At 57.9% G+C, this 22,036-nt stretch carries 21 protein-coding genes; 7 read left to right on the top strand and 14 right to left on the bottom strand.

Going from position 1 to position 22,036, the window contains the following annotated elements:
- Positions 1 to 27: 27 nt before the first annotated feature.
- The 11 genes from gorA to gspE are packed head-to-tail and all read right to left on the bottom strand — an operon-like array spanning position 28 to position 9,913.
- A complete protein-coding gene (gorA, locus tag C7H08_RS14160; RefSeq protein WP_106672897.1) occupies positions 28 to 1,389 on the bottom strand; it encodes a glutathione-disulfide reductase in 1,362 nt (453 codons plus the stop codon).
- 26 nt (positions 1,390 to 1,415) lie between these two features.
- Positions 1,416 to 2,093, bottom strand: coding sequence for a GNAT family N-acetyltransferase (locus tag C7H08_RS14155; RefSeq protein WP_106672896.1), 678 nt, complete (start codon positions 2,091 to 2,093; stop codon positions 1,416 to 1,418).
- 48 nt (positions 2,094 to 2,141) lie between these two features.
- Positions 2,142 to 2,675 carry a type II secretion system protein GspM gene (gspM, locus tag C7H08_RS14150; protein ID WP_106672895.1) on the bottom strand — a complete coding sequence of 178 codons (534 nt, stop codon included), beginning with the start codon at positions 2,673 to 2,675 and terminating at the stop codon, positions 2,142 to 2,144.
- A 4-nt stretch (positions 2,676 to 2,679) separates the two neighbouring features.
- The gene (gene gspL / locus C7H08_RS14145; protein WP_106672894.1) at positions 2,680 to 3,987 is read right to left on the bottom strand and encodes a type II secretion system protein GspL; all 1,308 of its coding nucleotides are present in this window, start codon (positions 3,985 to 3,987) and stop codon (positions 2,680 to 2,682) included.
- Positions 3,988 to 3,989: 2 nt separating this feature from the next.
- Positions 3,990 to 5,000, bottom strand: coding sequence for a type II secretion system minor pseudopilin GspK (gspK, locus tag C7H08_RS14140; RefSeq protein ID WP_106672893.1), 1,011 nt, complete (start codon positions 4,998 to 5,000; stop codon positions 3,990 to 3,992).
- Positions 4,997 to 5,716: a type II secretion system minor pseudopilin GspJ gene (gene gspJ / locus C7H08_RS14135; protein ID WP_227663281.1), complete on the bottom strand. Its 720-nt coding sequence runs from the start codon at positions 5,714 to 5,716 to the stop codon at positions 4,997 to 4,999. The genes gspK and gspJ overlap by 4 nt, the downstream gene beginning before the upstream one ends.
- A gap of 26 nt (positions 5,717 to 5,742) precedes the next feature.
- Entirely contained in the window at positions 5,743 to 6,117 is a 375-nt protein-coding gene (gene gspI, locus C7H08_RS14130; protein WP_106673596.1) for a type II secretion system minor pseudopilin GspI, read from the bottom strand.
- The gene (gene gspH / locus C7H08_RS14125; RefSeq protein ID WP_106672891.1) at positions 6,117 to 6,644 is read right to left on the bottom strand and encodes a type II secretion system minor pseudopilin GspH; all 528 of its coding nucleotides are present in this window, start codon (positions 6,642 to 6,644) and stop codon (positions 6,117 to 6,119) included. Before gspH ends, gspI begins: the two co-directional genes overlap by 1 nt.
- Positions 6,645 to 6,650: 6 nt before the next feature.
- Positions 6,651 to 7,100, bottom strand: coding sequence for a type II secretion system major pseudopilin GspG (gene gspG, locus C7H08_RS14120; protein ID WP_227663279.1), 450 nt, complete (start codon positions 7,098 to 7,100; stop codon positions 6,651 to 6,653).
- A gap of 56 nt (positions 7,101 to 7,156) precedes the next feature.
- Positions 7,157 to 8,368 carry a type II secretion system inner membrane protein GspF gene (gspF, locus tag C7H08_RS14115; RefSeq protein WP_106672890.1) on the bottom strand — a complete coding sequence of 404 codons (1,212 nt, stop codon included), beginning with the start codon at positions 8,366 to 8,368 and terminating at the stop codon, positions 7,157 to 7,159.
- A 3-nt stretch (positions 8,369 to 8,371) separates the two neighbouring features.
- A complete protein-coding gene (gspE, locus tag C7H08_RS14110) occupies positions 8,372 to 9,913 on the bottom strand; it encodes a type II secretion system ATPase GspE (RefSeq protein ID WP_106672889.1) in 1,542 nt (513 codons plus the stop codon).
- A gap of 186 nt (positions 9,914 to 10,099) precedes the next feature.
- Here gspE and C7H08_RS14105 point away from each other — a divergent pair, with 186 nt between their 5' ends.
- The 7 genes from C7H08_RS14105 to C7H08_RS14075 all read left to right on the top strand — a co-directional run bounded on the left by C7H08_RS14105 (position 10,100) and on the right by C7H08_RS14075 (position 17,533).
- The gene (locus C7H08_RS14105) at positions 10,100 to 10,747 is read left to right on the top strand and encodes a type II secretion system protein N (RefSeq protein ID WP_106672888.1); all 648 of its coding nucleotides are present in this window, start codon (positions 10,100 to 10,102) and stop codon (positions 10,745 to 10,747) included.
- An 8-nt stretch (positions 10,748 to 10,755) separates the two neighbouring features.
- A complete protein-coding gene (locus tag C7H08_RS14100) occupies positions 10,756 to 11,415 on the top strand; it encodes a transglutaminase-like cysteine peptidase (protein ID WP_106672887.1) in 660 nt (219 codons plus the stop codon).
- A 136-nt stretch (positions 11,416 to 11,551) separates the two neighbouring features.
- On the top strand, positions 11,552 to 13,156 hold the full coding sequence (locus C7H08_RS14095; protein ID WP_106672886.1) for an FAD-binding oxidoreductase: 1,605 nt from the start codon (positions 11,552 to 11,554) through the stop codon (positions 13,154 to 13,156).
- A gap of 7 nt (positions 13,157 to 13,163) precedes the next feature.
- Complete coding sequence (locus C7H08_RS14090; RefSeq protein ID WP_106672885.1) at positions 13,164 to 14,753, top strand: glycerol-3-phosphate dehydrogenase/oxidase; 1,590 nt, start codon at positions 13,164 to 13,166, stop codon at positions 14,751 to 14,753.
- 1 nt (position 14,754) lies between these two features.
- Complete coding sequence (locus C7H08_RS14085; RefSeq protein ID WP_106673594.1) at positions 14,755 to 16,314, top strand: FGGY-family carbohydrate kinase; 1,560 nt, start codon at positions 14,755 to 14,757, stop codon at positions 16,312 to 16,314.
- 62 nt (positions 16,315 to 16,376) lie between these two features.
- Positions 16,377 to 16,742 carry an MbcA/ParS/Xre antitoxin family protein gene (locus C7H08_RS14080; protein ID WP_106672884.1) on the top strand — a complete coding sequence of 122 codons (366 nt, stop codon included), beginning with the start codon at positions 16,377 to 16,379 and terminating at the stop codon, positions 16,740 to 16,742.
- Positions 16,739 to 17,533, top strand: coding sequence for an RES family NAD+ phosphorylase (locus tag C7H08_RS14075; RefSeq protein WP_106672883.1), 795 nt, complete (start codon positions 16,739 to 16,741; stop codon positions 17,531 to 17,533). Before C7H08_RS14080 ends, C7H08_RS14075 begins: the two co-directional genes overlap by 4 nt.
- Here C7H08_RS14075 and C7H08_RS14070 read toward each other — a convergent pair.
- From C7H08_RS14070 to C7H08_RS14060, 3 genes are read right to left on the bottom strand one after another with little or no spacing between them, the layout of a single operon-like run.
- Positions 17,511 to 18,923: an efflux transporter outer membrane subunit gene (locus C7H08_RS14070; RefSeq protein ID WP_106672882.1), complete on the bottom strand. Its 1,413-nt coding sequence runs from the start codon at positions 18,921 to 18,923 to the stop codon at positions 17,511 to 17,513. The two genes, C7H08_RS14075 and C7H08_RS14070, sit on opposite strands and share 23 nt — an antisense overlap.
- Positions 18,924 to 18,927: 4 nt before the next feature.
- Positions 18,928 to 20,865 (bottom strand): MacB family efflux pump subunit, encoded by a 1,938-nt coding sequence (locus C7H08_RS14065; RefSeq protein ID WP_106672881.1) that lies wholly within the window; start codon positions 20,863 to 20,865, stop codon positions 18,928 to 18,930.
- Entirely contained in the window at positions 20,862 to 22,007 is a 1,146-nt protein-coding gene (locus C7H08_RS14060) for an efflux RND transporter periplasmic adaptor subunit (RefSeq protein ID WP_106672880.1), read from the bottom strand. The genes C7H08_RS14065 and C7H08_RS14060 overlap by 4 nt, the downstream gene beginning before the upstream one ends.
- Positions 22,008 to 22,036 lie beyond the last annotated feature (29 nt).

The raw sequence follows: 22,036 nt of genomic DNA, 5'->3' as shown, positions 1-22,036 counted from the left end.
GGCTGCGGGCTGTAAGCCATCGTCCGGTCAGGTCACAGGCTCCCGCATGGTCACGAATTCTTCTGCAGACGTCGGGTGAATGCCCATGGTTGAATCAAACTGGGCCTTGGTGGCACCCGCTTTGATCGCCACCGCCAGCCCTTGTGTGATTTCGCCGGCGTCTGGCCCCACCATATGGGCGCCCAAAACTTTGTCCGACGGGTCATCGACAACCAACTTCATCAGGCAACGCTCATCGCGACCACTGAGGGTATATTTCATCGGCCTGAACTCAGATCGGTAAATTCTGAGGGTATGGCCTGCCGCTCTTGCTGCTTCTTCGGTCAACCCCACCGTGCCGATGTTCGGCTGACAGAACACAGCCGTTGGTATCGCGCTGTAATCCATCTCACCCTGACCATCCCCGAATAGCCTGCGCGAGAGTACCATCGCCTGGGCGAGCGCAACCGGTGTAAGTTGAGGCGTGCCGATGACATCGCCCAAGGCTGTTATTGACGGCACCGAGGTCTGGAAGTGGTCATCAACCACAACATGCCCGGAGGCATTCAGTTCAATACCGAGCTCGGTCAGGCCAAGGCCATCTACCATCGCTCTGCGCCCGGTTGCAGCCATGACCAGTCCGGTTTCAAGACGCTCCCCGTTGGACAGATTTACCTGATAGTGCGCGTTTTGCGTATCAATTGACTCGATGGTCACGTTGAACATCAAGTCTATCCCTTTTTTGCGCATCTCCTGCTCGGTAAAACGACGAACGTCGTCATCGAAGCCTCTCAGGAATAGGTCACCCCGATACAAAAGTGTGGTTTCAACCCCAAGCCCCGCCAGAATGCCGGCAAACTCCACCGCGATATAGCCGCCACCCCATACCACAGCATGACGAGGCAACTGCGGCAGATAGAACATTTCGTTAGACGTGAGAATACATTCTTTACCCGGCACATCCGGCACCACCGGCCAGCTGCCTGTGGCCACGGTAATGTGCTTGGCCGAGTAGCTCCGGTCACCTACCACCACCGTATTGGTATCCCGGAAACTGGCGGTGCCGCGAATAATTTGTACTCCGGCATTCGCAAGCAGCCGGCCGTAGATGCCGTTCAAACGCTCAATTTCAGTGTTTTTGTTGGCAACCAGGGTTGGCCAGTCAAAGCTGACGTCGTCCATGGGAATGTGCCAACCGTACCCCGCTGCATCCTCCAGATCATCGTGGACGTGGGCGCCGTAGACAAAGAGCTTTTTGGGAACGCAGCCAACATTGACACACGTGCCTCCCAGATACCGTGACTCCACCACGGCAACCCGCGCACCCCGCTGGGCAGACATTCTTGCCAGGCGCACGCCGCCGGAGCCGGCACCAATTACAATCAGATCAAAATCATGGCTGTCAGTCACATTCTCTCCTGTTCACGGATACTGCATTAATGCGGTGTTGCCTCGTTCCGACGTTCTTCGGAACCGGCCTTGATCTCGCGATACATCACATGATCTTCAAACTCACCCAAACGGATCTTGCCCAGGCTCTGGAATCCTTCAGACTCGTAAAATGGCAGATAACGGCTGTTCCCGGTATCCAGAACAAGCCCGCTGCCACGGGGGTTCTCTTCACAGAGTTTTTCTACCGCTTTGAGCAGTACCCTGCCGTACCCCTGATTCTGATATTGTGGATTAACACCCATCAAAGGCAACTGGTGGGCCTGTGGGTGTGGCAATAAGTCGCGGATTTTCTTGTGATAATCCAGGTAACGCCGGGTGGAGGCAAACCCGGCAGTCAATACCATACGGATCCGCCAGCTAAATTGATCAGCCAGATTCATGCGCAGTTCCGGGTCACCGATAAACGCCACCGCGATCAGGCTATCCCCCTTCATCACGCCGACGGCGTCCTGGTTCAGGTCCAGGTACAGGTCAATCAACTCTCTGACTGTCGCCCTCACCCGTTGATCATAGCCCGCCCGGTGGTGGTCGAAAAGATACTGGAAAGTCGGGTCTTCCCGGTATGCACTGCACAGAATGGACTGGGCTTCATTACGTGCAGTCTCATCAAGACGAACCACGACAGCATCGGCATTATTATTGTTTTCGTGCGTATCACGCATCTTCTTGCGCTCCTCCGGGAATACCGGTCAGCTTTGGGAAAATCCCGTTCAGATCATTAAAGTAAGCCGGACGGACACCCGGCCAGGTTGATTGCCCCGGTCTATGGCCGCCTGGTCAATAATAACGCCATTCCGGGAGTCGAGTTGCTCGAGCCAGGCTGCGACATCGGCAAATGGCACACCTTCAAGCCATACCCGAATGGCGTTTTCGCCACTGGGCTCAAAGCGCTGCAATGACAGCCCTGCCTCGCCGGCGGACCGGGTGACCAGTGCCATCAAGGCGCGACCATCTGCCGGTTTGTCCACGGCTGCCCCTGCCGAAGCCGTTGAGCCAGCCCCGCCAAGTCGGCGGATACTGGCTTCATTCGCCTGCATCCAGGCCAGCAGCTGCTCGGCATTTTCCCGGCTGGCTTCCGCCTGTTCACGGAAATCCGAAACCGGACGCCAGATGGCAAAATACAATACCGCCACCAGTAAGGCGACAGCCAGTGCGCCCAGAGCCTGACGGTCTCTGACCGGCAGCTGATCGTACTGGGCGATCAGCTTTCCGATAGCAGGTTGGTCTTTGATTCGTGTCCACATAGTATCAGCCTCCGGAAACCGTCAGGCGGCCACGGGAGCCGGAACTTTCATTCACCACAGAACCTATCTGAGCCTGCAGGCCCTGATTGGTGAGGCCATTTCGTAAACTGCTCATACGCTCATAACTGTCTGCTCGTACATCAACCACTAGCTCACCACGATTCCGACTGTAATTGATTGAATTAAACGTAACCGATCCGGCTCCGGAAAGCCGGCTGTACTGATCTCCCGTGTACTTTAGCAAAGTAACAAAATCCATTTCTTGTTGCCCGGAACCGGCCACCCTTAGCTGGCCTTCAATCACTCGACGAACATTGCCTGCATGAGTACGACGATCTCCTGGGAAAGCAGACTGGTAAACGTTCATGGCCTGATGCTGTACCTTCTCAGCGTGCTGATTGTGATAGACGCCCATGCCGGCGTTCAGGGCCAACTGCACTACAAACCAGACCGCGGCAACCGCCATCAACGGCTTCCACGGCCTCAGCGGGCTGCTGCCACTCACATTGACGGTATAGAGCCCCTGGCAAAGGTTCACCGGATTGCACAGATGTTGATGGTAAGCCCAGGCCAGCAATTCCAGGGTGGAAAACTCAAGCGGCTCTTGATTCAGGCGCACCCGCCCGTCACCACCGCGCAATTCCCCGATGGCCGTTTGATAGGTTTCAAGGTCCGAGTCTGTGCCGTAAACCGTTACCGGAATTTCAGTAACCACCTCCTCCGATGGCGGTGTCGCCAGGGTGACGCCCATCATGCCAAGATTGGTGGTCTGCATACGCAGCCACTCGCCCTTCTGGCTAAGCAGCATAACGCCGTCACCATCGAGACACGCAGTCCAGCCACCCGCGGTGGCCGGCAACAACGCGGCGTCGGGGTAAATCGCCTCAAGGCGAGCGTGTTCCCAGCCTGAGAACAACGCCAGCCAGCGCCCCATCTGCTCCTGGTCAATGGCCGCCACCTGGTAGCCCTCGGGCGTGTGGCGCCCGAGGGCCAGGTGTATAGACTCGATGTCCTGAGCGATTTGCTCTTCCACCGCAAAAGGCAGCGCCTGCAGCACAAACCGGCTCTGTTTTGCCGGGATGTCTGCAACGCAGAATAACGCCTCATCTCCTGGAATCAAGCCAATCAACAATACTTTGTCCAGCGCATTTTGAGCCAGAGTCTGCTCTATGCTTGCCCTGGTATCGGCTGCGCCCCTGGCCTGAGCGTCGCCACTGGCATCCTGCAGCATCCAGCTGAACAGCTGTAACTCGGGGTTCTGCTCCGGGTCCGCAAAGGGCGGAACGGGCCGAACAAAAAGACGATAAGACATGGCTATCCTTCCGAGATTGAATAGGGTTCTTTGGTGATGCGATTTTTTTGTCCGGAATCCCTGTGAACCGTCCGGACCTCTCCCTCCGGATTACGAAAAACGGTGCTGACCATGGTGACAACACGATTATCGTAGGTAATCCGCGATACCACTTCAAAAAAGCGTGTTTGCAAGGAAAGCCCGGTGGTTTTAAGGCCCATACCCGCGAATTCTGGCAGTGCCAGAAAGTCCTGTAGGTTCTCGAACCGCTCTTCTTCTCTTTTGGCCAGAACAGACTCGGCCTGAGCTTCGGTCATATCGTCATGTAACGACATGAGCACAGGCCCGGTTGCGGTGTTCACGTTGATACCAACGCCGCTGACTGGCAGTGCAATAACGTGGGGCTTGAGCGCAACGTAGATTTCTTCAGTCATGCCATCAATCAGGCGCAGTTCGGTGATTGAAACAAACGGCTGATTTGCCGCCCGGTAAGGCGGATCTGCCATCAGGTATTGACCATCTTCGGCACCATAGGCGCTGATGGTCTGGTCATCTGCATCAATCCAGTCAACCAGAGCATCCGCGGAAACCGCCGTTATGCCTAGCGCTCTTAATAAACGCGTCAAGCGGTCCTTGGCCAGGCTATCCACCTGACCGTTAGCGCTGACCAGATCGTTAAGGTTGATCCGGCCACTCAGATCGTCGATCTGAACCTCTGCCACGCCGTCTGAGTCGAGAGGCAGAATGGCGGCGTACATAGCCCAAAATTCATCCGGGCTGTCTACCATCAGCCCGTCTTCCCGATCCTGTTCAAAATCGCGAACCAGAATCCGGCGAGCAAACTCTTCCGCCCCCAATGCAATACTGTGGCCTTGCTGTTGTGCCAGATAATGCCCGGCTTTAAATATCCGAATACTTTGTTGATGGCTCATTCCGGTTGCCAGCATGACCACCAACGCCATCGCCATCAGAACCATAATCAGCGCTACACCGCTCTGCTTCATACAACCTGTTTGCCCTACCGGTTTTATCATGTGCCGGTATCCTGCTGTTCCTGACCTTCCTCGTTATCCGTGTCCGATTCGCTGGAAGCTTCTATTTGCCGATTCACCGTTGCCTGAGCTTCGGCAACATCAAAATCTGCCAGTGCAAACGTTCTCACCAGTTCACCAAATTTCTCGTGTTCGAGAGTGACCTCGATACCTCTGGGCATCGGCAGTATCGGTCGTGCTCCCGGTAACAAGTTGGCCAAGTCCTGATCGGCCGGCCACTGGTCCTGCCAGGTGAACTCGCTGGTCAGAAACCGGATCTCAAAAGACAAGACACCATCCAGCATGAGCAGGTCGCGGCTGTTATCGTCCTGGCCCTGATCGACCGTCGGCCAGTATCGCCGCCTCAGTTCGGTACCGGTGTATTCCCAAGCCACTCGCTGCAAACCGCTGCGGCGAAGGCCAAGGGGGTTTCGCCAGCCCTGGCGGGTCAATGCCAGCACAAAAGCGTCTTCGCGGCTGTTCAGGGCTGGCTGGAAATCCCCGTACAGGTCACGCACCGGGCGGTTGATCAGCTGGGTCAGATCCCGTTCAAGAAACAGCATGGTTTTTTGCAGGTTTTCAAACTCTCCGGCCACCTGATTCACTCGGTCTTTGGAATTAACCACACTGTTGATAACCTGCCACACTCCCAGCCCGATAAAGGCGGTGATGGTAACGGCAATCAGCACTTCCATCAGCGTAAAACCGGAGCACTTCACAGAGGGGTAGTCAGCGGCAGGCACCCTCACTTTTCACCCAAAAAAGCAGACATGGTGTGAACAGGCACTGGTTCTGTCTGACCATCAATATAGCGGGCGACTGTGACCTCGACGCGGCGCATTGAGGGTTCGGCGGTACCCTGCACAACGGTTGTCACCTGCCAGCGGTATGTGCCGTAGTCCCGGTCATCTGAATTTTCAGATATACCCGGCAGGTCTTCCAGCAAACGTAGCTCGTTGACACGATTGTCTGACAGCCAACCAGCAAGAGTTTTATCGCGCACCCGCTCATAGCTGGAGATATATTGACTACCCACCTCGGCGGCTGCGGTGGCGATCAGGCCAAACACCAACAGGGCAATCATTACTTCCAGCAGAGTGAAGCCCCGGGTGGTCTTTATCATGCGTCACCTTCACTGCCGGGCTTACGCCATTCCAGTGGCGCTACACCGTCAGAAGCGAGCGTGTGCATAATTTCTGTATTACGGCCGATGGTGAATTCAATGATAAAAGGCGTGGTTTCACCGCTGGAAAAAAACACTACGTCTGGTCGCAGCCGGTCTTCAGATGACGTCAGTCGGGGTGCATCGTTCTCGATATAATTGGTAAGAACCAGCCATTCAGGTAATGACCGGGAACGAAACAGCCGTTCGCCCGACATCGTCCATTCACCGGTGTCGTCCTGAAACGCCACAAACTGGTAGCTGCTGTCTTCCAAAATCAGCCCAAGTTCTGCATTGTTGAGCACCGCCTGTTCTGAGGCTGTTTGCATCAGAAGGTACAAATCGCGAACCGTGTTTTCGAGTTCGCGTTGCTGTGAGCTACCGGCCATGTTGAACACAGCCAGCGACGCCAGTAGCCCGACAATAATCAGGACAACCAGGATTTCGATCAGCGTAAAACCGCTTTGGTCCTCCTTGTACGCCACGATCGCTTAGTTCCCGATATTCCAGACGCTGAGGTCAGCCGCGTCACCTTCGCCGCCCTCCTGGCCATCAGATCCAAAAGAATACAGATCATAGGGGCCTTCGGTTCCCGGGCTTATGTACTGGTACTCGTTACCCCACGGGTCTTGGGGCACACTGTTCATGTAAGAGTCGCTCCAGCTACGTGGTTCAGGCGTGCCACTCGGGCGGTTTACCAGCGCGTCAAGGCCCTGCTGAGTAGACGGGTAGTGACTGTTATCCATCCGGTAGAAATCCAGTGCGCTTGCGATATTGTTGAGCTGTGTTTCTGCCACAGTCACTTTCGCCTGATCACCGCGGCCCATGATATTTGGCCCCACGATGGCCACCAGCAAACCAAGAATGACCATCACAACCATGATTTCAATCAGGGTGAAGCCTTTGCTCCGGGCTGGGGTGCAGTTCTGTTTCATGTTCATAGTTCCACTCATCATTAATCTGGGTCTCGGGATTAAATGAATTGCCAGCAGGCGCATCAGCCCACCAGGTTACTCATATTCAGAATCGGCAACATGATGGCCATGACAATAATCAGAACCACCACGCCCATCACCAGCAACATCAGCGGCTCAAACAGGCCCACGATGGCGGCAATTTTCGACTGCAAACTGTTTTCCTGCATTCGAGCAGTTCGCTCCAGCATGCTGTCCAACTCTCCGCTGGCCTCTCCGCTGGCAATCATGTGCAGCATCATGGGAGGAAAATAGCCGGACTGATCCAGTGACCGGTGCAGCGAGCCGCCCTCACTGACTTTACGGGCAGCATTTTTCAGTTCTTTTCGTAAGTAGTCATTTGATAACACTTCGCCGGCAATCTTCATCGCTTCCACCAACGGCACACCGCTGGTGGTCAGAATGCTCAAGGTACTGGCATATCTGGCGGTGTTGACACCACGCACCATGCCCGAGAACAGCGGCAGATGTAACAGTTGTTTATGGAATTTCATCCGGAATGCGGGCTTGGTCAGGGCGTACCGGAAACCCACCAGCGCCAATACCGACAAGATAAAGAGATAGACACCGTAAGCGCCCAGAAATTCCGACACGGCCAGCATCGCCATCGTAAGGCCTGGAAGATCCTGGCCCTGACGCACAAAAACCTCAATGATGTCAGGCACAACGTAAGTCAGCAGAAATACCACAATCGAAATGGCGACAATACTGAGAATCAAAGGGTAGATCGCCGCCAGCTGAATTTTCTGGCGGGCCTCCTGGCGGTTCTCTGTGTAATCTGCCAGGCGATTGAGCACCAGGTCCAGGTGCCCGGCATGCTCGCCGGCGGCAACGGTGGACCGATACAGTCTTGGAAAGGCCCTGGGAAATTCTCCAAAGCTGTCCGCCAAGCTATACCCTTCCATCACCTTGGCCCGGATAGCGATCAGCATACTGCGAATGCGCGGCTTACTGGATTGTTGCGCTGCGGCACTGAGCGACTGCTCTATCGGGATGCCGGACTGGATAAGCGTCGCCAGTTGCCGGGTTACCAGGGCCAGGTCAGCGGCGTTGAGTGAACCACGGTTGCTGAACGGACTGGTCTCAGCCTGTTTATCGACGGCGGCCTCAACCGTCAGCGGGGTTAGACCTTTTTCCCGTAATTGCTGGCGTACCGCGCGCGGAGCGTCGGCTTCTACCACCCCCTGCTTCTGCTTTCCCTTCTGGTCCAGCGCTTTATAAACATAGGCTGGCATGGATTACTGGCTCCGATGGGTGACGCGCAGAACTTCTTCCACGGTGGTGGTGCCTTCCAGGATTTTTTTGACCCCGTCAGCGTGAATACTCGGGCTGCGTTGCCGGGCCGTTTTTTCGAGATCCAGCTCTCCAGCCCGTTTGTGGATCAGGGTGCTGAGTTCCTCGGTAATCTCCACCGTTTCATAAATACCGATTCGGCCTCGATAACCCAGGTTATTGCAGTGCTCGCACCCTTTCGCCCGGTAAATGGTCGGTGGATTATCTGCGCTTTGCTGCAAAAACTCGCAGTGTTCTTCGGTGGGCGAGTAGGGTTCACGGCAATGCGTGCACAGCACCCGGACCAGACGCTGGGCCACAATGCCCACCAGGCTTGAGGATATCAGGAAAGGTTCGATGCCCATGTCCATCAACCGGGTAATGGCGCCCACCGCGGTGTTGGTGTGCAGTGTTGAAAGTACCAGGTGACCAGTCAAACTGGCCTGAACGGCGATTTCAGCCGTTTCCAGATCCCGGATTTCACCAATCATCACCACGTCCGGGTCCTGCCGAAGAATCGCTCGCAGGCCTCGGGCAAAGGTCATATCCACCTTCGCGTTAACCTGGGTCTGGCCGATTCCGGGCAGGTTGTATTCGATAGGGTCTTCGACAGTCAGGATATTACGGGTGCGGTCGTTGATTTCCTGTAAAGAGGCATACAGCGTGGTCGACTTACCGGAACCGGTCGGGCCGGTTACCAACAGAATGCCGTAGGGCCGGAAAATCAGCTTGCGCAGGGTTTTCAGGTCGTTGCCGGCCATGCCAAGGGATTCCAGCCGGATGGTACCGGCTTGCTTGTCGAGCAGCCGTAGCACCACTCGTTCGCCACTGGACGAGGGCATGGTAGACACGCGGATATCCACTTCCCGCCCGGCTACCCGCAGGGCAATTCGGCCATCTTGCGGCACCCGCTTTTCGGCAATATCCAGCTTGGCCATAACCTTAATGCGTGAGACCAGTAAAGGCGCTAGCGCGCGCTTGGGCTGCACCACTTCGCGCAGCACACCGTCAATGCGAAAACGCACCACCAGCTGCTTCTCATAGGTTTCAATGTGAACGTCGGAGGCATTGGTTTTGACCGCTTCCGTCAGAATGGCGTTAATCAGGCGAATAATGGGAGCATCGTCTTCCTGCTCCAGCAGGTCCTCGGTCTCCGGAACTGAATCCGCCAGCGAGGCCAGGTCCATATCATCACCAATGCCCTCGACCATCTGCATGGCTTCCGCGGAATCGTTCTGATAAGCCGCGTTGAGGGCCTGATCAAAACGGCTTGCCTCGATAGTGGTGAACCGGGCACGGCCGCCGCTAATGCGGTTCGCCTCGGCAAGTGCCGAATGCGACGCACCCGGGCGCACCAGGATGACTGGCTCTCCGCTTTCGTTGCGGGTAAGGATTACCCCGTTGCGCTTGGCAAAGGTAAAAGGAAGCCGGCCCAGCGGCGCATCCTGCGGCTGAATTTCGGTATCGATGGTCAAAGTCTTCCTCGTTGTTTCCGTCAGATCGCTCATTATTCTTCTGGGGCTTGGATGATTCCCGAAAACCCTTTAAATCGTGGGCCATACGAAAGCTTCGAAAAAGGCTACCACAGGAATGGGAACCACTGAACAACTCTATACACTATACTGCCACTAATTCATTTCAGTCTGATAACCTGTGGGCTTTTTACGCTCACGATCATTCATTCAGGATCCTCAATGCTCGCTTTCGACAAAAGGGTACCATTGCTGTTTGCACTGGCCGCTGTTATCGCCATGTTCGCGGTAACCGGATGGCAGGGTTATCAGTTTTGGCAAACCGAATCCCGGCGCACTCTGCCTCAGGTTCAGATAGCGGGCATTAACGCGGACAGCGCTATGCAAAACGTGCCAAACGTGCAGCTGGCAAGCCTGACCGTGTTCGGAACCGCCGCTGAAAACAACGGCAGCCCGGAACTGGACACCGAGAACCTTCCTGAAACCAACCTCCGGTTGGCACTGCGCGGCGTGCTGGCGGCCGAGGGCGAATTCCCGGGCAGTGCGCTGATTGAGGATGACAAGGGCAAAACCGAAGCGTATCTGGTCGGCAACGAGCTGCCCGGCAATGCCAAGCTGCGAACGGTATTTCCCAACCGCGTGATTATTGAGCGGGCTGGCAAGCTCGAGAACCTCTACTTCCCCGAGCTGGATGATCGTTCCGGCGTATCGCTTGCGAGCAGTAATGAGCCGCCGGCACAGTCTATGCGGCAACCCGATCAGCGCACCCCGACCAGCGCTACGTCCTCCTCGGCAGGTGAACAGCAAAGACGAGAAGAAATTCGCCAGCGACTCGAGCAATTACGTCAACGGCTACAGAACAGCAACTGAGGCTTGCCATGGCATCGGCAACTACTATTTCACGTCGCCGTTCCCTGCTCTTACCCCTTCTGCTGGTGGTCTCCCTGGCAGGTGCCATCGAACTCAGTGATCGCCTGATGGATTATGTGCTTCGAGACTTCGGTCCGGAAGCACACCAGCGACTGCAGGATTGGCAGCGCCTGCACCAGATCGCCCGCAATGCCCCTATCGATCGCCAGCTGCGGCTGGTTAACTCGTTTTTCAATCGGTCTCGATTTATCAGTGACATCAAGCACTGGGGCCAGGAGGACTATTGGGCAACCCCGGTGGAGTTGCTGACCACCAATGGCGGCGATTGCGAGGATTTCTCCATTGCCAAATACCTTACCCTTAGAGCCATGGGCGTCCCGGATGATGAGCTGCGCATCATCTACGTCAAAGCGCTCGAGTTGAATCAGGCGCACATGGTGTTGGCCTGGTACGCAACGCCCAATGCCGACCCTATGATCCTGGATAACTTGATAAATGACATAAAGCCAGCATCCCAACGCACTGATTTAGAACCGGTATACAGCTTTAATGGTGAAGGGTTGTGGCTCAACCGTTCATCCGGTGACCGGTCACGGATTGGCGACGCACAAAATCTGGAGCGCTGGCGGGATCTCAACGAGCGATTGACCGAATCGCTCAGACCCTGACAGGTGGTAGCTATAAAAGCACCTCATGAACGCACCTGGCGCCATATGACACCCGCGCTGTCGTACTCGGACAGTGCAATCAGGAGCCAACCTTCTAAAATGCCTGCACATTCAGTTTATTATGGAGCGGTAGCTAATGCGACGCTGGAACGGTTGGGGCGATGATCAGTTTTCCCTTGAGTTGCCCGAAGAGGGCCAAGCCTTTCTGGGCCGGCGAATTGGCCGTGCCACGCCACTGCAGGACGTCACGCTCAAACAGGTCTGCAGCGGTCTGCCCGTTTCCCGCCTGCCGTCTGATCCCGCCGTTGCCGACCAGATTGATACCGGCAACGAAACCCGTGTGCGGCATGCCCGAGGCCAGAGCCTGGTTGATTGGCTAGCCCTGCACAGCGGCGATATTGGCACCTTTCCGGACGGCGTTGCTTTTCCCGCCAGCAATTCCGATGTGCGCGCGTTGTTACGCTACGTCCACGACAACGATCTGCACCTGATTGCCTATGGCGGCGGCACCAGTGTTGCCGGCCACATCAATCCGGTCGATCAGGGCAAGCCCATTCTCACGGTCAGCCTGGCCAAAATGAACCGCCTGCTCGACCTGGATCGCGAAAGCCAGTTGGCGACCTTTGGTGCCGGCACGCCCGGGCCGCTGGTCGAAGCCCAACTGCGCGCTCACGGCTACACGCTGGGGCATTTCCCCCAGTCCTTTGAACTGTCCACCATCGGCGGCTGGGTGGCATCGCGTTCCAGCGGGCAGCAATCCTTGCGCTATGGCCGAATTGAACAGCTTTTTGCCGGCGGGCGCATCGAGACTCTGCAAGGTACGTTAGATATACCAACCATTCCCGCCTCCAGTGCAGGGCCGGACATCCGGGAGATGATCCTCGGTTCCGAAGGTCGGCTGGGTTTGATTACCGAGGTTCAGGCCCGCGTTAGCCGGTTGCCCGAGCAGGAAAATTTCTACGTGGTGTTCTTCCCTTCCTGGGACCTCGCCCGGACCGCTGCCCGACAACTGGCTCAGGATCGCATCCAGCTGTCGATGCTGAGGCTCAGCAACGCCATTGAAACCGAGACCCAGCTGGCACTGGCCGGCCACCCGGGTTTGATTGGTATGCTGGAGAAGATTTTGTCGTTACGCGGTGCCCGTGACGGCAAATGCATGATGACCTTCGGGGTGACCGGCAGTATAAGCCAGTGTCGCGCCGCCCTGAAAGAGGCTCGCCAGGTATGCTCGACGCATCAGGGCGTGTATACAGGCACGCGCCTGGGAGTCAAGTGGGCGGAGAAGCGCTTTACCATGCCTTACCTGCGGGAAGCGTTATGGCATATGGGCTATGCCGTCGATACCCTGGAAACCGCAACCAACTGGGACAACGTCGACAATCTGCTCAACAAGATCGAAGACAACCTTCGGAACGGGCTCGCCAGTCAGAACGAAAACACTCATGTGTTTACCCACCTCTCGCACTTTTATGGCCAGGGCTGCTCTATCTACACCACCTACGTGTTCCGCGTTGCCGACAGCTATCCGGAAACCCTCGCACGCTGGCAACACCTGAAAGACACTACCTCGGAGCTGATCGTGCGCAACCGGGGCACCATCAGCCACCAGCACGGGGTTGGCAAGGATCACGCGCCTTACCTTCCGCTGGAAAAGGGGGAACTTGGCATGCGCGCCATCCGGGCGCTCACCACGAGCTTCGATCCGGACAGCCGGTTGAACCCGAAAACCCTTCTGGACTGAGGTGGCTATGACAAGGCAACAGATTCTCGCCGACTTGCGCAGTGGCAACAGCCAGTTTGATGTGGTGGTCATTGGCGGCGGCATTACCGGCGCCGGCGCAGCCAGAGAAGCCGCCGGCAGCGGCCTGAAAACCCTGCTGGTCGAGCAGAAGGATTTTGCCTGGGGCACCTCCAGCCGCTCCTCCAAAATGGTTCACGGTGGTTTGCGCTATCTCGGCAGCGGCCACCTTGGCCTGACCCGAGCAGCGGTGCGCGAGCGCCAGCGACTGATGACGGAAGCGCCCGGATTGATCGAACCGCTGCGCTTTGTGATGCCCCATTACCAGGGCCAATTCCCCAGTCCGCGCATGTTCCAGACCTTGCTGGCGGTCTATGACTGTCTGGCCGGTGTGCGTTCGCGGCAACGACTGAGCCCGTCACAGGCCCTGCAGTGGGCGCCCGGCCTTGCCCAATCCGGTCTGCTGGGAGCCAGTTTGTTCACCGATGCCCTAACCGACGACGCCCGCCTGGTCCAGCGGCTGATTTCTGAAGCCCGTCGCGATGGCGCGGTTTGCCTGAATTATGTTGCGGCCAAACAGGTGATCAGAGATGACAACGGTTGGGTGAACGGCCTGACGATTTGCGAAGACGGCGAGCCAGCGGAATCCACCATCACGCTATCCACGACGCGAATCATCAACGCGACCGGCGCCTGGGCTGATCAGCTGCAAAACCAGGGGCCGTCGGCCAACTCTCTGACTATCCGGCCCTTGCGCGGTAGTCACCTGGTGGTGCCCTGGCAGCGGCTACCGGTAACCTGTGCGGTGTCTTTGTTCCACCCAGAGGATAAACGGCCGGTGTTTGCCTTCCCCTGGGCCGGCACCACGGTTCTGGGCACCACCGACCTGGACCACGGCGACGACCTCAATCGCGAACCTGCGATCAACGCAAGCGAAGTGCAGTACCTTCTCAAAGTCGCGACGACCCTGTTCCCTGGCGCCCAGCTATCGGCAGACGATGTGGTGTCGACCTGGGCCGGTGTCCGGCCCGTGGTTACCGGCGGGCAAGGTAAGGCGCCGTCTAAAGAGAATCGCGAGCACGCCTTGCGGCTCGATAAAGGCTTGATCAGTATCGCCGGCGGCAAGCTGACCACCTTCCGCTGCATTGCCAGAGAAGCACTGCAAGCCGCATTGGGCGAACCATCGCCGTTCACCGTCCAGCCCGATGGTCAGCCTGTATTCAGCCAAGGCCAGGCACCAGCCCGACCAGATGCCGTCCGGCACGCGACCTGGCGACGACTGACAGGCTATTACGGCCCTGCCCTGGCTCAGCTTTGCGTCGATGCAGATCTGACAGAAGTGCCCGGAACTGACGTACTTTGGGCCGAACTGGCCTGGGCCTGCCGGTACGAGCAGGTCTTCCACCTGGACGATCTGTTACTGCGCAGAACTCGCCTTGGTCTGATTCTGCCGAACGCCGCCGAAGCCCTGCTGCCAGAGGTCCGCAACCACTGCCAGGATTGGCTGGAGTGGGATGATCAGCGTTGGCAGCAAGAAGTCGAACGTTATCTGGCGCTGCATCAACAAGCCTATGCGTTACCACCTGGCGAGGCCCGGTGAGATGACCCAAGAGCCTCTGATTCTGGCCATCGACAACGGTACCCAGAGCGTTCGCGCGCTGCTGTTCGACAAACACGGCAATCTGCACGGCAAAGGCAAACAGGAAATCGTACCGTATTTCTCGGAACAACCCGGCTGGGCCGAGCAACACCCGGATTATTTCTGGGACAATCTAGGCCTTGCCTGCCAGTCGCTCTGGCAAAGCACAGACGCCAGACCAGAACAGGTGGCGGGTGTCACCGTGACCACTCAGCGTGGCACGGTGGTTAACCTGGATGAGCATGGCAAGCCCTTACGGCCGGCGATTATCTGGCTGGACCAGCGCCACGCCCGAGTGGACGGCCCAGTTAAAGGGCCCTGGGGGCTCTTGTTCAAGATAGCCCGACTGGAAGACACCATCCACCGCTTTCGGGAGAAAACCCAGGCCAACTGGATCGCCCAGAACCAGCCGGAGATCTGGGCCAGAACCCACAAATACCTGCTGCTGTCCGGCTACCTGAACTTTCGGCTGACCGGCGAGTACACCGATTCCACCGGTAGTCAGGTCGGGTATTTGCCGTTCGATTATAAAAAACAGCAATGGGCAGGCCCGCGAGATTTCAAATGGCAAACCATGCCCATTACCCGGGAGATGCTGCCCGATCTGGTCAGGCCCGGTGAGCGCCTGGGACAACTCATTCCGGAAGCCGCCTACCAACTTGGCCTGTCCGCCGGCTTGCCGGTGTTTGCGGCGGCCTCAGACAAGGCCTGTGAAATCCTGGGCTGTGGTGGTCTGAGCCCGGATACCGGCTGCATGAGCTACGGCACCACCGCCACCATCAATACCACCAACCACCGCTATGTCGAACCAACCCGGTTCATGCCGCCCTACCCTTCAGCACTGCCCGGCCATTACTCCACGGAAGTCATGATTTACCGCGGCTTCTGGATGGTCAGCTGGTTCAAGAAAGAATTCGGCCTGCGGGAACAGACCATCGCCGAGCGCAAAGGCATAGAGCCGGAAGCGCTGTTCGACGAACTGGTCAACTCGGTTCCACCCGGTTCCATGGGGCTGATGCTGCAACCTTACTGGAGCCCGGGAGTGCGTCAGCCCGGCCCGGAAGCGAAAGGCTCGATCATCGGCTTTGGTGATGTGCACACCCGGGCCCACATTTATCGTGCCATTCTGGAAGGCCTCGCCTACGCCCTGCGCGAAGGCAAAGATCGGATCGAGAAACGCAGTGGCCAGGCCATAAAGCGTCTCAGAGTCGCCGGCGGCGGCTCCCAGAGCGATGCCGCCATGCAGCTGACCGCAGATATTTTCGCCCTGCCCGCAGAGCGCCCCCACACCTATGAGACCTCCGGGCTGGGCGCCGCCATAGACGCCGCCGTCGGTCTGGGCCTGCATCCGGACTTTGACAGCGCGGTTCGGGCCATGACCCGGGTTGGCGACGTGTTTGAACCTGCACCGGAAGCACAGGCGATGTACCAGCGCCTGTATAAGGAGGTCTATCTCGACATGTATCCCCGCCTGCAGCCGCTCTATCGCAAGATCAGGAACATCACCGGCTACCCGAAATAACGGGTGTCGCATTTTCATCGAAAACGTCTATAATGATGAAAAGTCACACCGGAGTACCTGCCATGACAGAATCCGCAGCACTGGCCCCACAAACCAGCGACAAGGCACTGCTTGCCAAAGCCCTGCTGAACGCCGCCAAAGCCTTCGGTTTGCCCCAGGCGGAAGCCGCGGCCATTGTTGGCCGAAACCGCAGCGGGCTGACCCGTGACGGCATAGACCCGGCCAGCAAATCCGGCGAACTGGCGCTGTTGTTTGTCCGGATTTACCGAAGCATCTATGCCCTGACCGGCGGGGATAGTGAAGCCATGACGCACTGGCTGAACACACCCAACCATTATTTTCACGCCATCCCCAGAGAACTGATCCAGACCACCGAAGGACTGGTGCGGGTGGTGCACTACCTTGATGCGATGCGAGGGCGGATTTGAATTACAAGGAGCGTATTTCAGGCGCCATCGGCAGCCTTCAGGGCATGCTTTACCGGGTAGTTGAAAGTCAGGAAGAGATTGCCACCTCCCGGATCGTCGACAACATGCAGGAACAGGCGCGCCTGGAGCAATTGCTGGATGGTAGCAAGCCTGCCGTTCCCAGAACCGCCGATAAACGGCATTATTTGCTGTCCACCCCGTTTCGGTACCCGCCCCTGAAGCATGGCTCCCGGTTTGGCCGCAGTTTTGAGCCCAGCCTGTTCTACGGTGCCATGAGCATTCCAACCGTGCTTGCCGAAACTGCGTTCTACCGCCTGGTATTTACCGGTCATCTTTCTGTCCCGTTCCGGCGGCCGCTGACCACGCTGCACACCGTTTTCTCTGCCCGCTTTCGCTCGGAACAGGCGGTGCGGCTGCAGGCCATAGAATGGCAGGATCTGCACGAAACTCTGACCGACCCCGTAAGCTATCGGGAATCCCAGGCGCTTGGCACGGATATGCGTAACAGCGGTGTGGATATGTTTCAGTTTCTGTCGGCCCGGGCGCTGCAGGCACAGCTTTATCAGCTGCCCTGGAGTGCTGAGAACGGAATGGCCGGGCTGAACGTCGCCCTGTTTTCAGCCACGGCGTTCCGGGATCGTGCGCCGAAGTCTTATCAGAAACTGATCGTTGCCACCTCTGGCGACCAGGTGTCCATGAGCCTCGCTCTTGAGGATGGCAGCAAGCAAGTTCACAACTTTAGCAAGTCTGACTTTCTGGTGAATGGGGTTATTCCCGAGCCTGCGCTATAACCAGCGTTTCACTCTCACTATCGCGGTCCCAACCGCCACCCAGCGCCTTGTAAAGATCCACGGCAGCAATCAGTCGGTTGAGGCGGGCCTGGCTGAGCTGCTGGCGTACATCAAACACATTGCGCTGACTTTCCAGCAAGGTCAGCAATTCATCAGCACCTTCACGGTAACGGACCTCGGTGAGCCGGAGGGTTTCTTCGGCCCGCGTCAGGATCTCCTGTAACCGACCTTCCTGCTCCTGATAGAGTGCCTCGCGGTCCAGGGCATCGCCTACTTCCTGGAAAGCCGCCAGCAGACTGCCCCGGTAATTTTCCAGCAGGGCGACCTGACGGGACTCCGAGATGGCCACGGTGTTACGGCGTTGGCCACCGTCAAACAACACCTGGCTCAAACTTAACAGACCGCTTACGCTGCGGACTGGATCGGCAAGGCTCAGAAAGCCGTCGGCAGAAAGCCGCGCTGCCGCACTCAGCGATACCGAAGGCAGCAACGCCGCCCTCGCCTGCTCAATATCTGCGCTGGCCGCTATCAGCCGGGCTTCATGGGCAGCAAGGTCGGGCCGTCGTGTGACCAGATCCGCCGGCGCTTCGGGGTTGATTTGCGGAATACTGACCGCCGTAATATCGGCTACCGGCTGCTCGCCCGCAAAAGGCAGTTCACCCGTCAACACCTGCAACACCGCCAATCGCTGCCGGGCCTGGTATTCCAGTGGCGGCACCGCATTGCGCAGGCTCAGCACCGACGTTTGCTGGCGTGCAAGCTCGGCCCGGCTGGCTACACCATTGCGATAGCGGGCATCCACCAGAGCCAGGGTTCGCTCGCCCAGCTTCAGATTTTTGTTGGCGACGTCTACCCGCTGCTGTAGCTCCAGCCATTCAAACCAGGTACTGGCGACTGAGGCCACCAGCGTTATCCGGGCGGTATCATAATCAAACCGGGTCGCCTGGAAGTTTGCCAGGGCGGCGCCTTCACTGGCCGACAAACGCCCCCATAAGTCCAGCTCATAATCTACCGACAAGCCGGCACTGGTGGAGCCTCCGGTGGCCATGTTCTCGCCCGACGCCCGTGAAGCCTGCCGTCCGCTGCTCACTGACGCGGCAATCGACGGCAGCAGGGCCGCGCCGGCACTGCGCAATTGCAGATCGGCCTGAATCACCGCTTCCGCGGTGGCCGCCAGGCTCGGGTTGGCCTTGAGGGCTCGGTCGATCAATCGGTTCAGTTCGGCATCATTGAACGCCTGCCACCAGTGGGCGTCCACCGCGGTCCCGGGTTGCGCTGCCTGTTGCCAGTGCTCGGCCGGGGTCACCGGCAAGCTGACCGGATCCGGCGTAAAGGTTGCGCAACCTGCCATCAGCAGGACCGGCACCAGAGTGAATAATCGACTCGTCATGGGGTTACTCCGAAGCCAGGGCGTGAACAGGATCAAGATGAGCGGCTTTGCGGGCCGGCAGAAAGCCAAACACCAGACCGGTGGCAAAGGCACAACTGAAAGCCAGCACCATCGGCAATACCGTCATATACACCGGGGTGCCGAGTGAGCCAATCAACTGAGTAGCGGCTATGCCCAGGGCCACCCCAATCAACCCGCCAATTGCTGACACCAGCCAGGCCTCGGTCAGAAATTGCTGCAGGATGTTCCAGGCGCGGGCACCGGTGGCCATGCGGATACCGATTTCCCGGGTGCGCTCGGTGACACTGACCAACATGATGTTCATCACCCCGATCCCGCCCACCAGCAAGGAGATCGCGGCAATCGAGCCCAATAACCAGGTCAGCGTATTCTGGGTTTCAGAAATGGTGTCGATTAACGAGGCCATGTTGCGGATGGTGAAATCCTCAGTGCCATGGCGGGCCAGCAGGGTTTCATGAATGACCGCTTCGATGTCCGACATTCGGTCGATATCCGCCACCGCGACGGTGATGTTGCGCAGGTGGGTCTGGCCGAAGATGCGCAGGCTGCCGGTGGTGTAAGGCACGAAGACGACATCGTCCTGATCCTGGCCCATGGGTGATGCGCCTTTCTCGGCCATCACGCCAATCACCTGAAACAGCACATTGTTTACCATCAGGTGCTGGCCCAGCGGGCTTCCATCCGGAAACAGGGCATCGGCGGTGGTTTTGCCCAGCACTGCGACGGCTGCGTAATTGGCCTCGTCCTGCTCGCCAAAAAACACACCCTCAACCACCGGCCATTGCCTTGCCACCGGAAACCGGGATGAGGTGGCGTTGATCTCAGCCTGATGATCGCGGTTGGAATACCGCAAAGTCTGGCCACCCGTAAGCTCAGGTATTGCAACAAGAACACCCGGTACTTCATTGATTGCTTTGAAGTCGTCGGGCACCAACGTGGTCACGCTCCAGCGCCCGCCGCGTTGGTCCGGTCCGCCTGGGCGAACCAGCAACAGGTCGCTACCCATGGTGCTGATGCGATCAACCACATCCTTTTTGGCACCTTCGCCAATAGCGAGCATGGTAATCACCGAGGCCACCCCGATCACGATGCCCAGCAGCGTGAGCGCGGTGCGGAACAGGTTGCTGCGCAATGACCGAAGCGCACTTGTGAACGCTTCCTGCCAGTCGCTGAACGTCGCTCCGTTGCGGTTTTTTTGGCCTGGTTTGGTGGCCGTATTCCGGGCGCGGTCTTCACCGGTATCTTTGATGACTTCGCCATCGGCGATGTGAATCTGCCGGCGCGCGACATTGGCCACATCCTGATCGTGGGTGATCAGAATAACGGTGTGGCCCTGTTCGGATAATTGCGTCAGCAAGCGGATGACCTCTCGGCTGCTGGTGCTGTCCAGGGCTCCGGTGGGTTCGTCCGCAAAAATCACCTGACCGCCATTCATCAGCGCCCGGGCAATGGACACACGCTGCTGCTGGCCACCGGATAACTGAGAGGGGCGATGCAACAAGCGCTCGCCCAGGCCTAGTTCCGTCAGCAGTTGCTCCGCCCGCGCACGCCGATGGGCGAGCGGGATGCCGGCATAGATCGCCGGGATCTCGACATTCTCCCGGGCGGTCATGCCAGGTAGCAGGTTATAACTCTGGAACACAAACCCGAACGCCTCCCGCCGCAGCAGAGCCAGCTCATCCCGGTCAAGGGATGATACGTCACGGCCATCAAACCAGTAGTGCCCCAAACTGGCCTGGTCCAGGCAGCCGAGGATGTTCATCAGAGTCGACTTGCCAGAACCGGACGGCCCCATGATGGCAACAAACTCACCAGGGTAAATGGTCAGGTTAATGCCTTTGAGGACCGGCACGGCCAGGTCGCCCTCACCAAACGACCGGCCAATTCCCCGCAGCTCGATGACCGGAGCCGGTGCGGTCATCTCAACACACCCCGAAAGTTGGGTGTGCCATTTCCGCCGGTCGCCCGTGGATCGCGCGTTAACAGCGCTACCCGATCTCCTTCCTCAAGACCAGACCGCACCTCATAGTGCACTCTGTTGCTTATTCCGGTGTCGACACCCCGGGCTGATGTTTGGCCGGCGCCATTCACAACCTGTACCTGACCGTTCTTCACAGCACCAACCGGCACTCGCAGCACGTTTAGCGCTTCTCGCTGGATAAAGAAGACCTGGGCCGTCATATTGGGCAGCAAACGGCCTTGTTCGTTCTCCGCATCAAACAGCGCGTTATATAACACCACGTTGTTGGTGACTTCCGGGGTCGGCTCCACGTAGTTCAGGGTGCCGTAGAGCTTTTTGTCGGGATCACCCAGGGTGGTGAAATACACTTTCATTCCTGCATCGATTTTGCCTACATCTGCTTCGGACACTTGGGCGCGAACCCGCATGGTGGCCAGATCCGCGATGCGCATCAGTAGAGGGGCTGTCTGGGCAGCGTTCAGTGTCTGGCCCTGGCGGGCTTCAATCGACACCACAGTACCGTCCATGGGTGCGTAAATATGAGCGTAACCGAGGTTGGCTTCTTCAGCCCGAAGGGCGGAGGACGTTTGCTCTATCTGGGCTTGCAGCATGGCCAGCTGGGCCTTGGCCGAGGCCAGTGACGCTTCGGCCATTTGCAGGGATTCCCGGGTGGTGGCCTCTTCCCGAAACAGGTTCTGCTGACGCTGGAACTGGATCTCTGCCAGCCGTAACTGAGCGTTGCGGTCCTGAATCTGCGCCTGCTGGTTTTTCAGTTGGGCCCGGGTGGCGTCCACTTTCGCCACGTACACGGTGGGGTCGATTTCCGCCAGCAAATCACCTTCGCTAACGGTTTGCCCTACCCGCACATGAATGGTTTCAAGCTGGCCCGACACCTGAGCACCCACATCTACGTAATTGCTGGGTTCAAGGACACCGGTCGCGCTGACCAGTTGTTGAATGTCGCCACGAGTGACGTCAACGGTATTGACCGTCGGGGTAGTACCGGTTCCATTCTGGAAATACCCCCAGCCCGAACCAGCAGCAACCGCAAGAAGAACTACCAGGCCAAACCGTTTCGGCCATCTCCGGTGAGCAGGTGCCATTCAGAAAATCTCCATGTGCTCGAATCAGA

Origin of the sequence: Marinobacter halophilus (assembly GCF_003007685.1) — a bacterium.
Taxonomy (GTDB): Bacteria; Pseudomonadota; Gammaproteobacteria; order Pseudomonadales; family Oleiphilaceae; genus Marinobacter; species Marinobacter halophilus.
This window is presented reverse-complemented; position numbering and strand designations above follow the sequence as displayed.

Bases quoted from the DNA above. Each gene is read 5' to 3' on its own strand.
- C7H08_RS14155 (WP_106672896.1), bottom strand. From the start codon at position 2,093: ATGCGTGATACGCACGAAAACAATAATAATGCCGATGCTGTCGTGGTT.
- gspM (WP_106672895.1), bottom strand. From the start codon at position 2,675: ATGTGGACACGAATCAAAGACCAACCTGCTATCGGAAAGCTGATCGCC.
- gspL (WP_106672894.1), bottom strand. From the start codon at position 3,987: ATGTCTTATCGTCTTTTTGTTCGGCCCGTTCCGCCCTTTGCGGACCCG.
- gspK (WP_106672893.1), bottom strand. From the start codon at position 5,000: ATGATAAAACCGGTAGGGCAAACAGGTTGTATGAAGCAGAGCGGTGTA.
- gspG (WP_227663279.1), bottom strand. From the start codon at position 7,100: ATGAACATGAAACAGAACTGCACCCCAGCCCGGAGCAAAGGCTTCACC.
- gspF (WP_106672890.1), bottom strand. From the start codon at position 8,368: ATGCCAGCCTATGTTTATAAAGCGCTGGACCAGAAGGGAAAGCAGAAG.
- gspE (WP_106672889.1), bottom strand. From the start codon at position 9,913: ATGAGCGATCTGACGGAAACAACGAGGAAGACTTTGACCATCGATACC.
- C7H08_RS14105 (WP_106672888.1), top strand. From the start codon at position 10,100: ATGCTCGCTTTCGACAAAAGGGTACCATTGCTGTTTGCACTGGCCGCT.
- C7H08_RS14100 (WP_106672887.1), top strand. From the start codon at position 10,756: ATGGCATCGGCAACTACTATTTCACGTCGCCGTTCCCTGCTCTTACCC.
- C7H08_RS14095 (WP_106672886.1), top strand. From the start codon at position 11,552: ATGCGACGCTGGAACGGTTGGGGCGATGATCAGTTTTCCCTTGAGTTG.
- C7H08_RS14090 (WP_106672885.1), top strand. From the start codon at position 13,164: ATGACAAGGCAACAGATTCTCGCCGACTTGCGCAGTGGCAACAGCCAG.
- C7H08_RS14085 (WP_106673594.1), top strand. From the start codon at position 14,755: ATGACCCAAGAGCCTCTGATTCTGGCCATCGACAACGGTACCCAGAGC.
- C7H08_RS14080 (WP_106672884.1), top strand. From the start codon at position 16,377: ATGACAGAATCCGCAGCACTGGCCCCACAAACCAGCGACAAGGCACTG.
- C7H08_RS14070 (WP_106672882.1), bottom strand. From the start codon at position 18,923: ATGACGAGTCGATTATTCACTCTGGTGCCGGTCCTGCTGATGGCAGGT.
- C7H08_RS14065 (WP_106672881.1), bottom strand. From the start codon at position 20,865: ATGACCGCACCGGCTCCGGTCATCGAGCTGCGGGGAATTGGCCGGTCG.
- C7H08_RS14060 (WP_106672880.1), bottom strand. From the start codon at position 22,007: ATGGCACCTGCTCACCGGAGATGGCCGAAACGGTTTGGCCTGGTAGTT.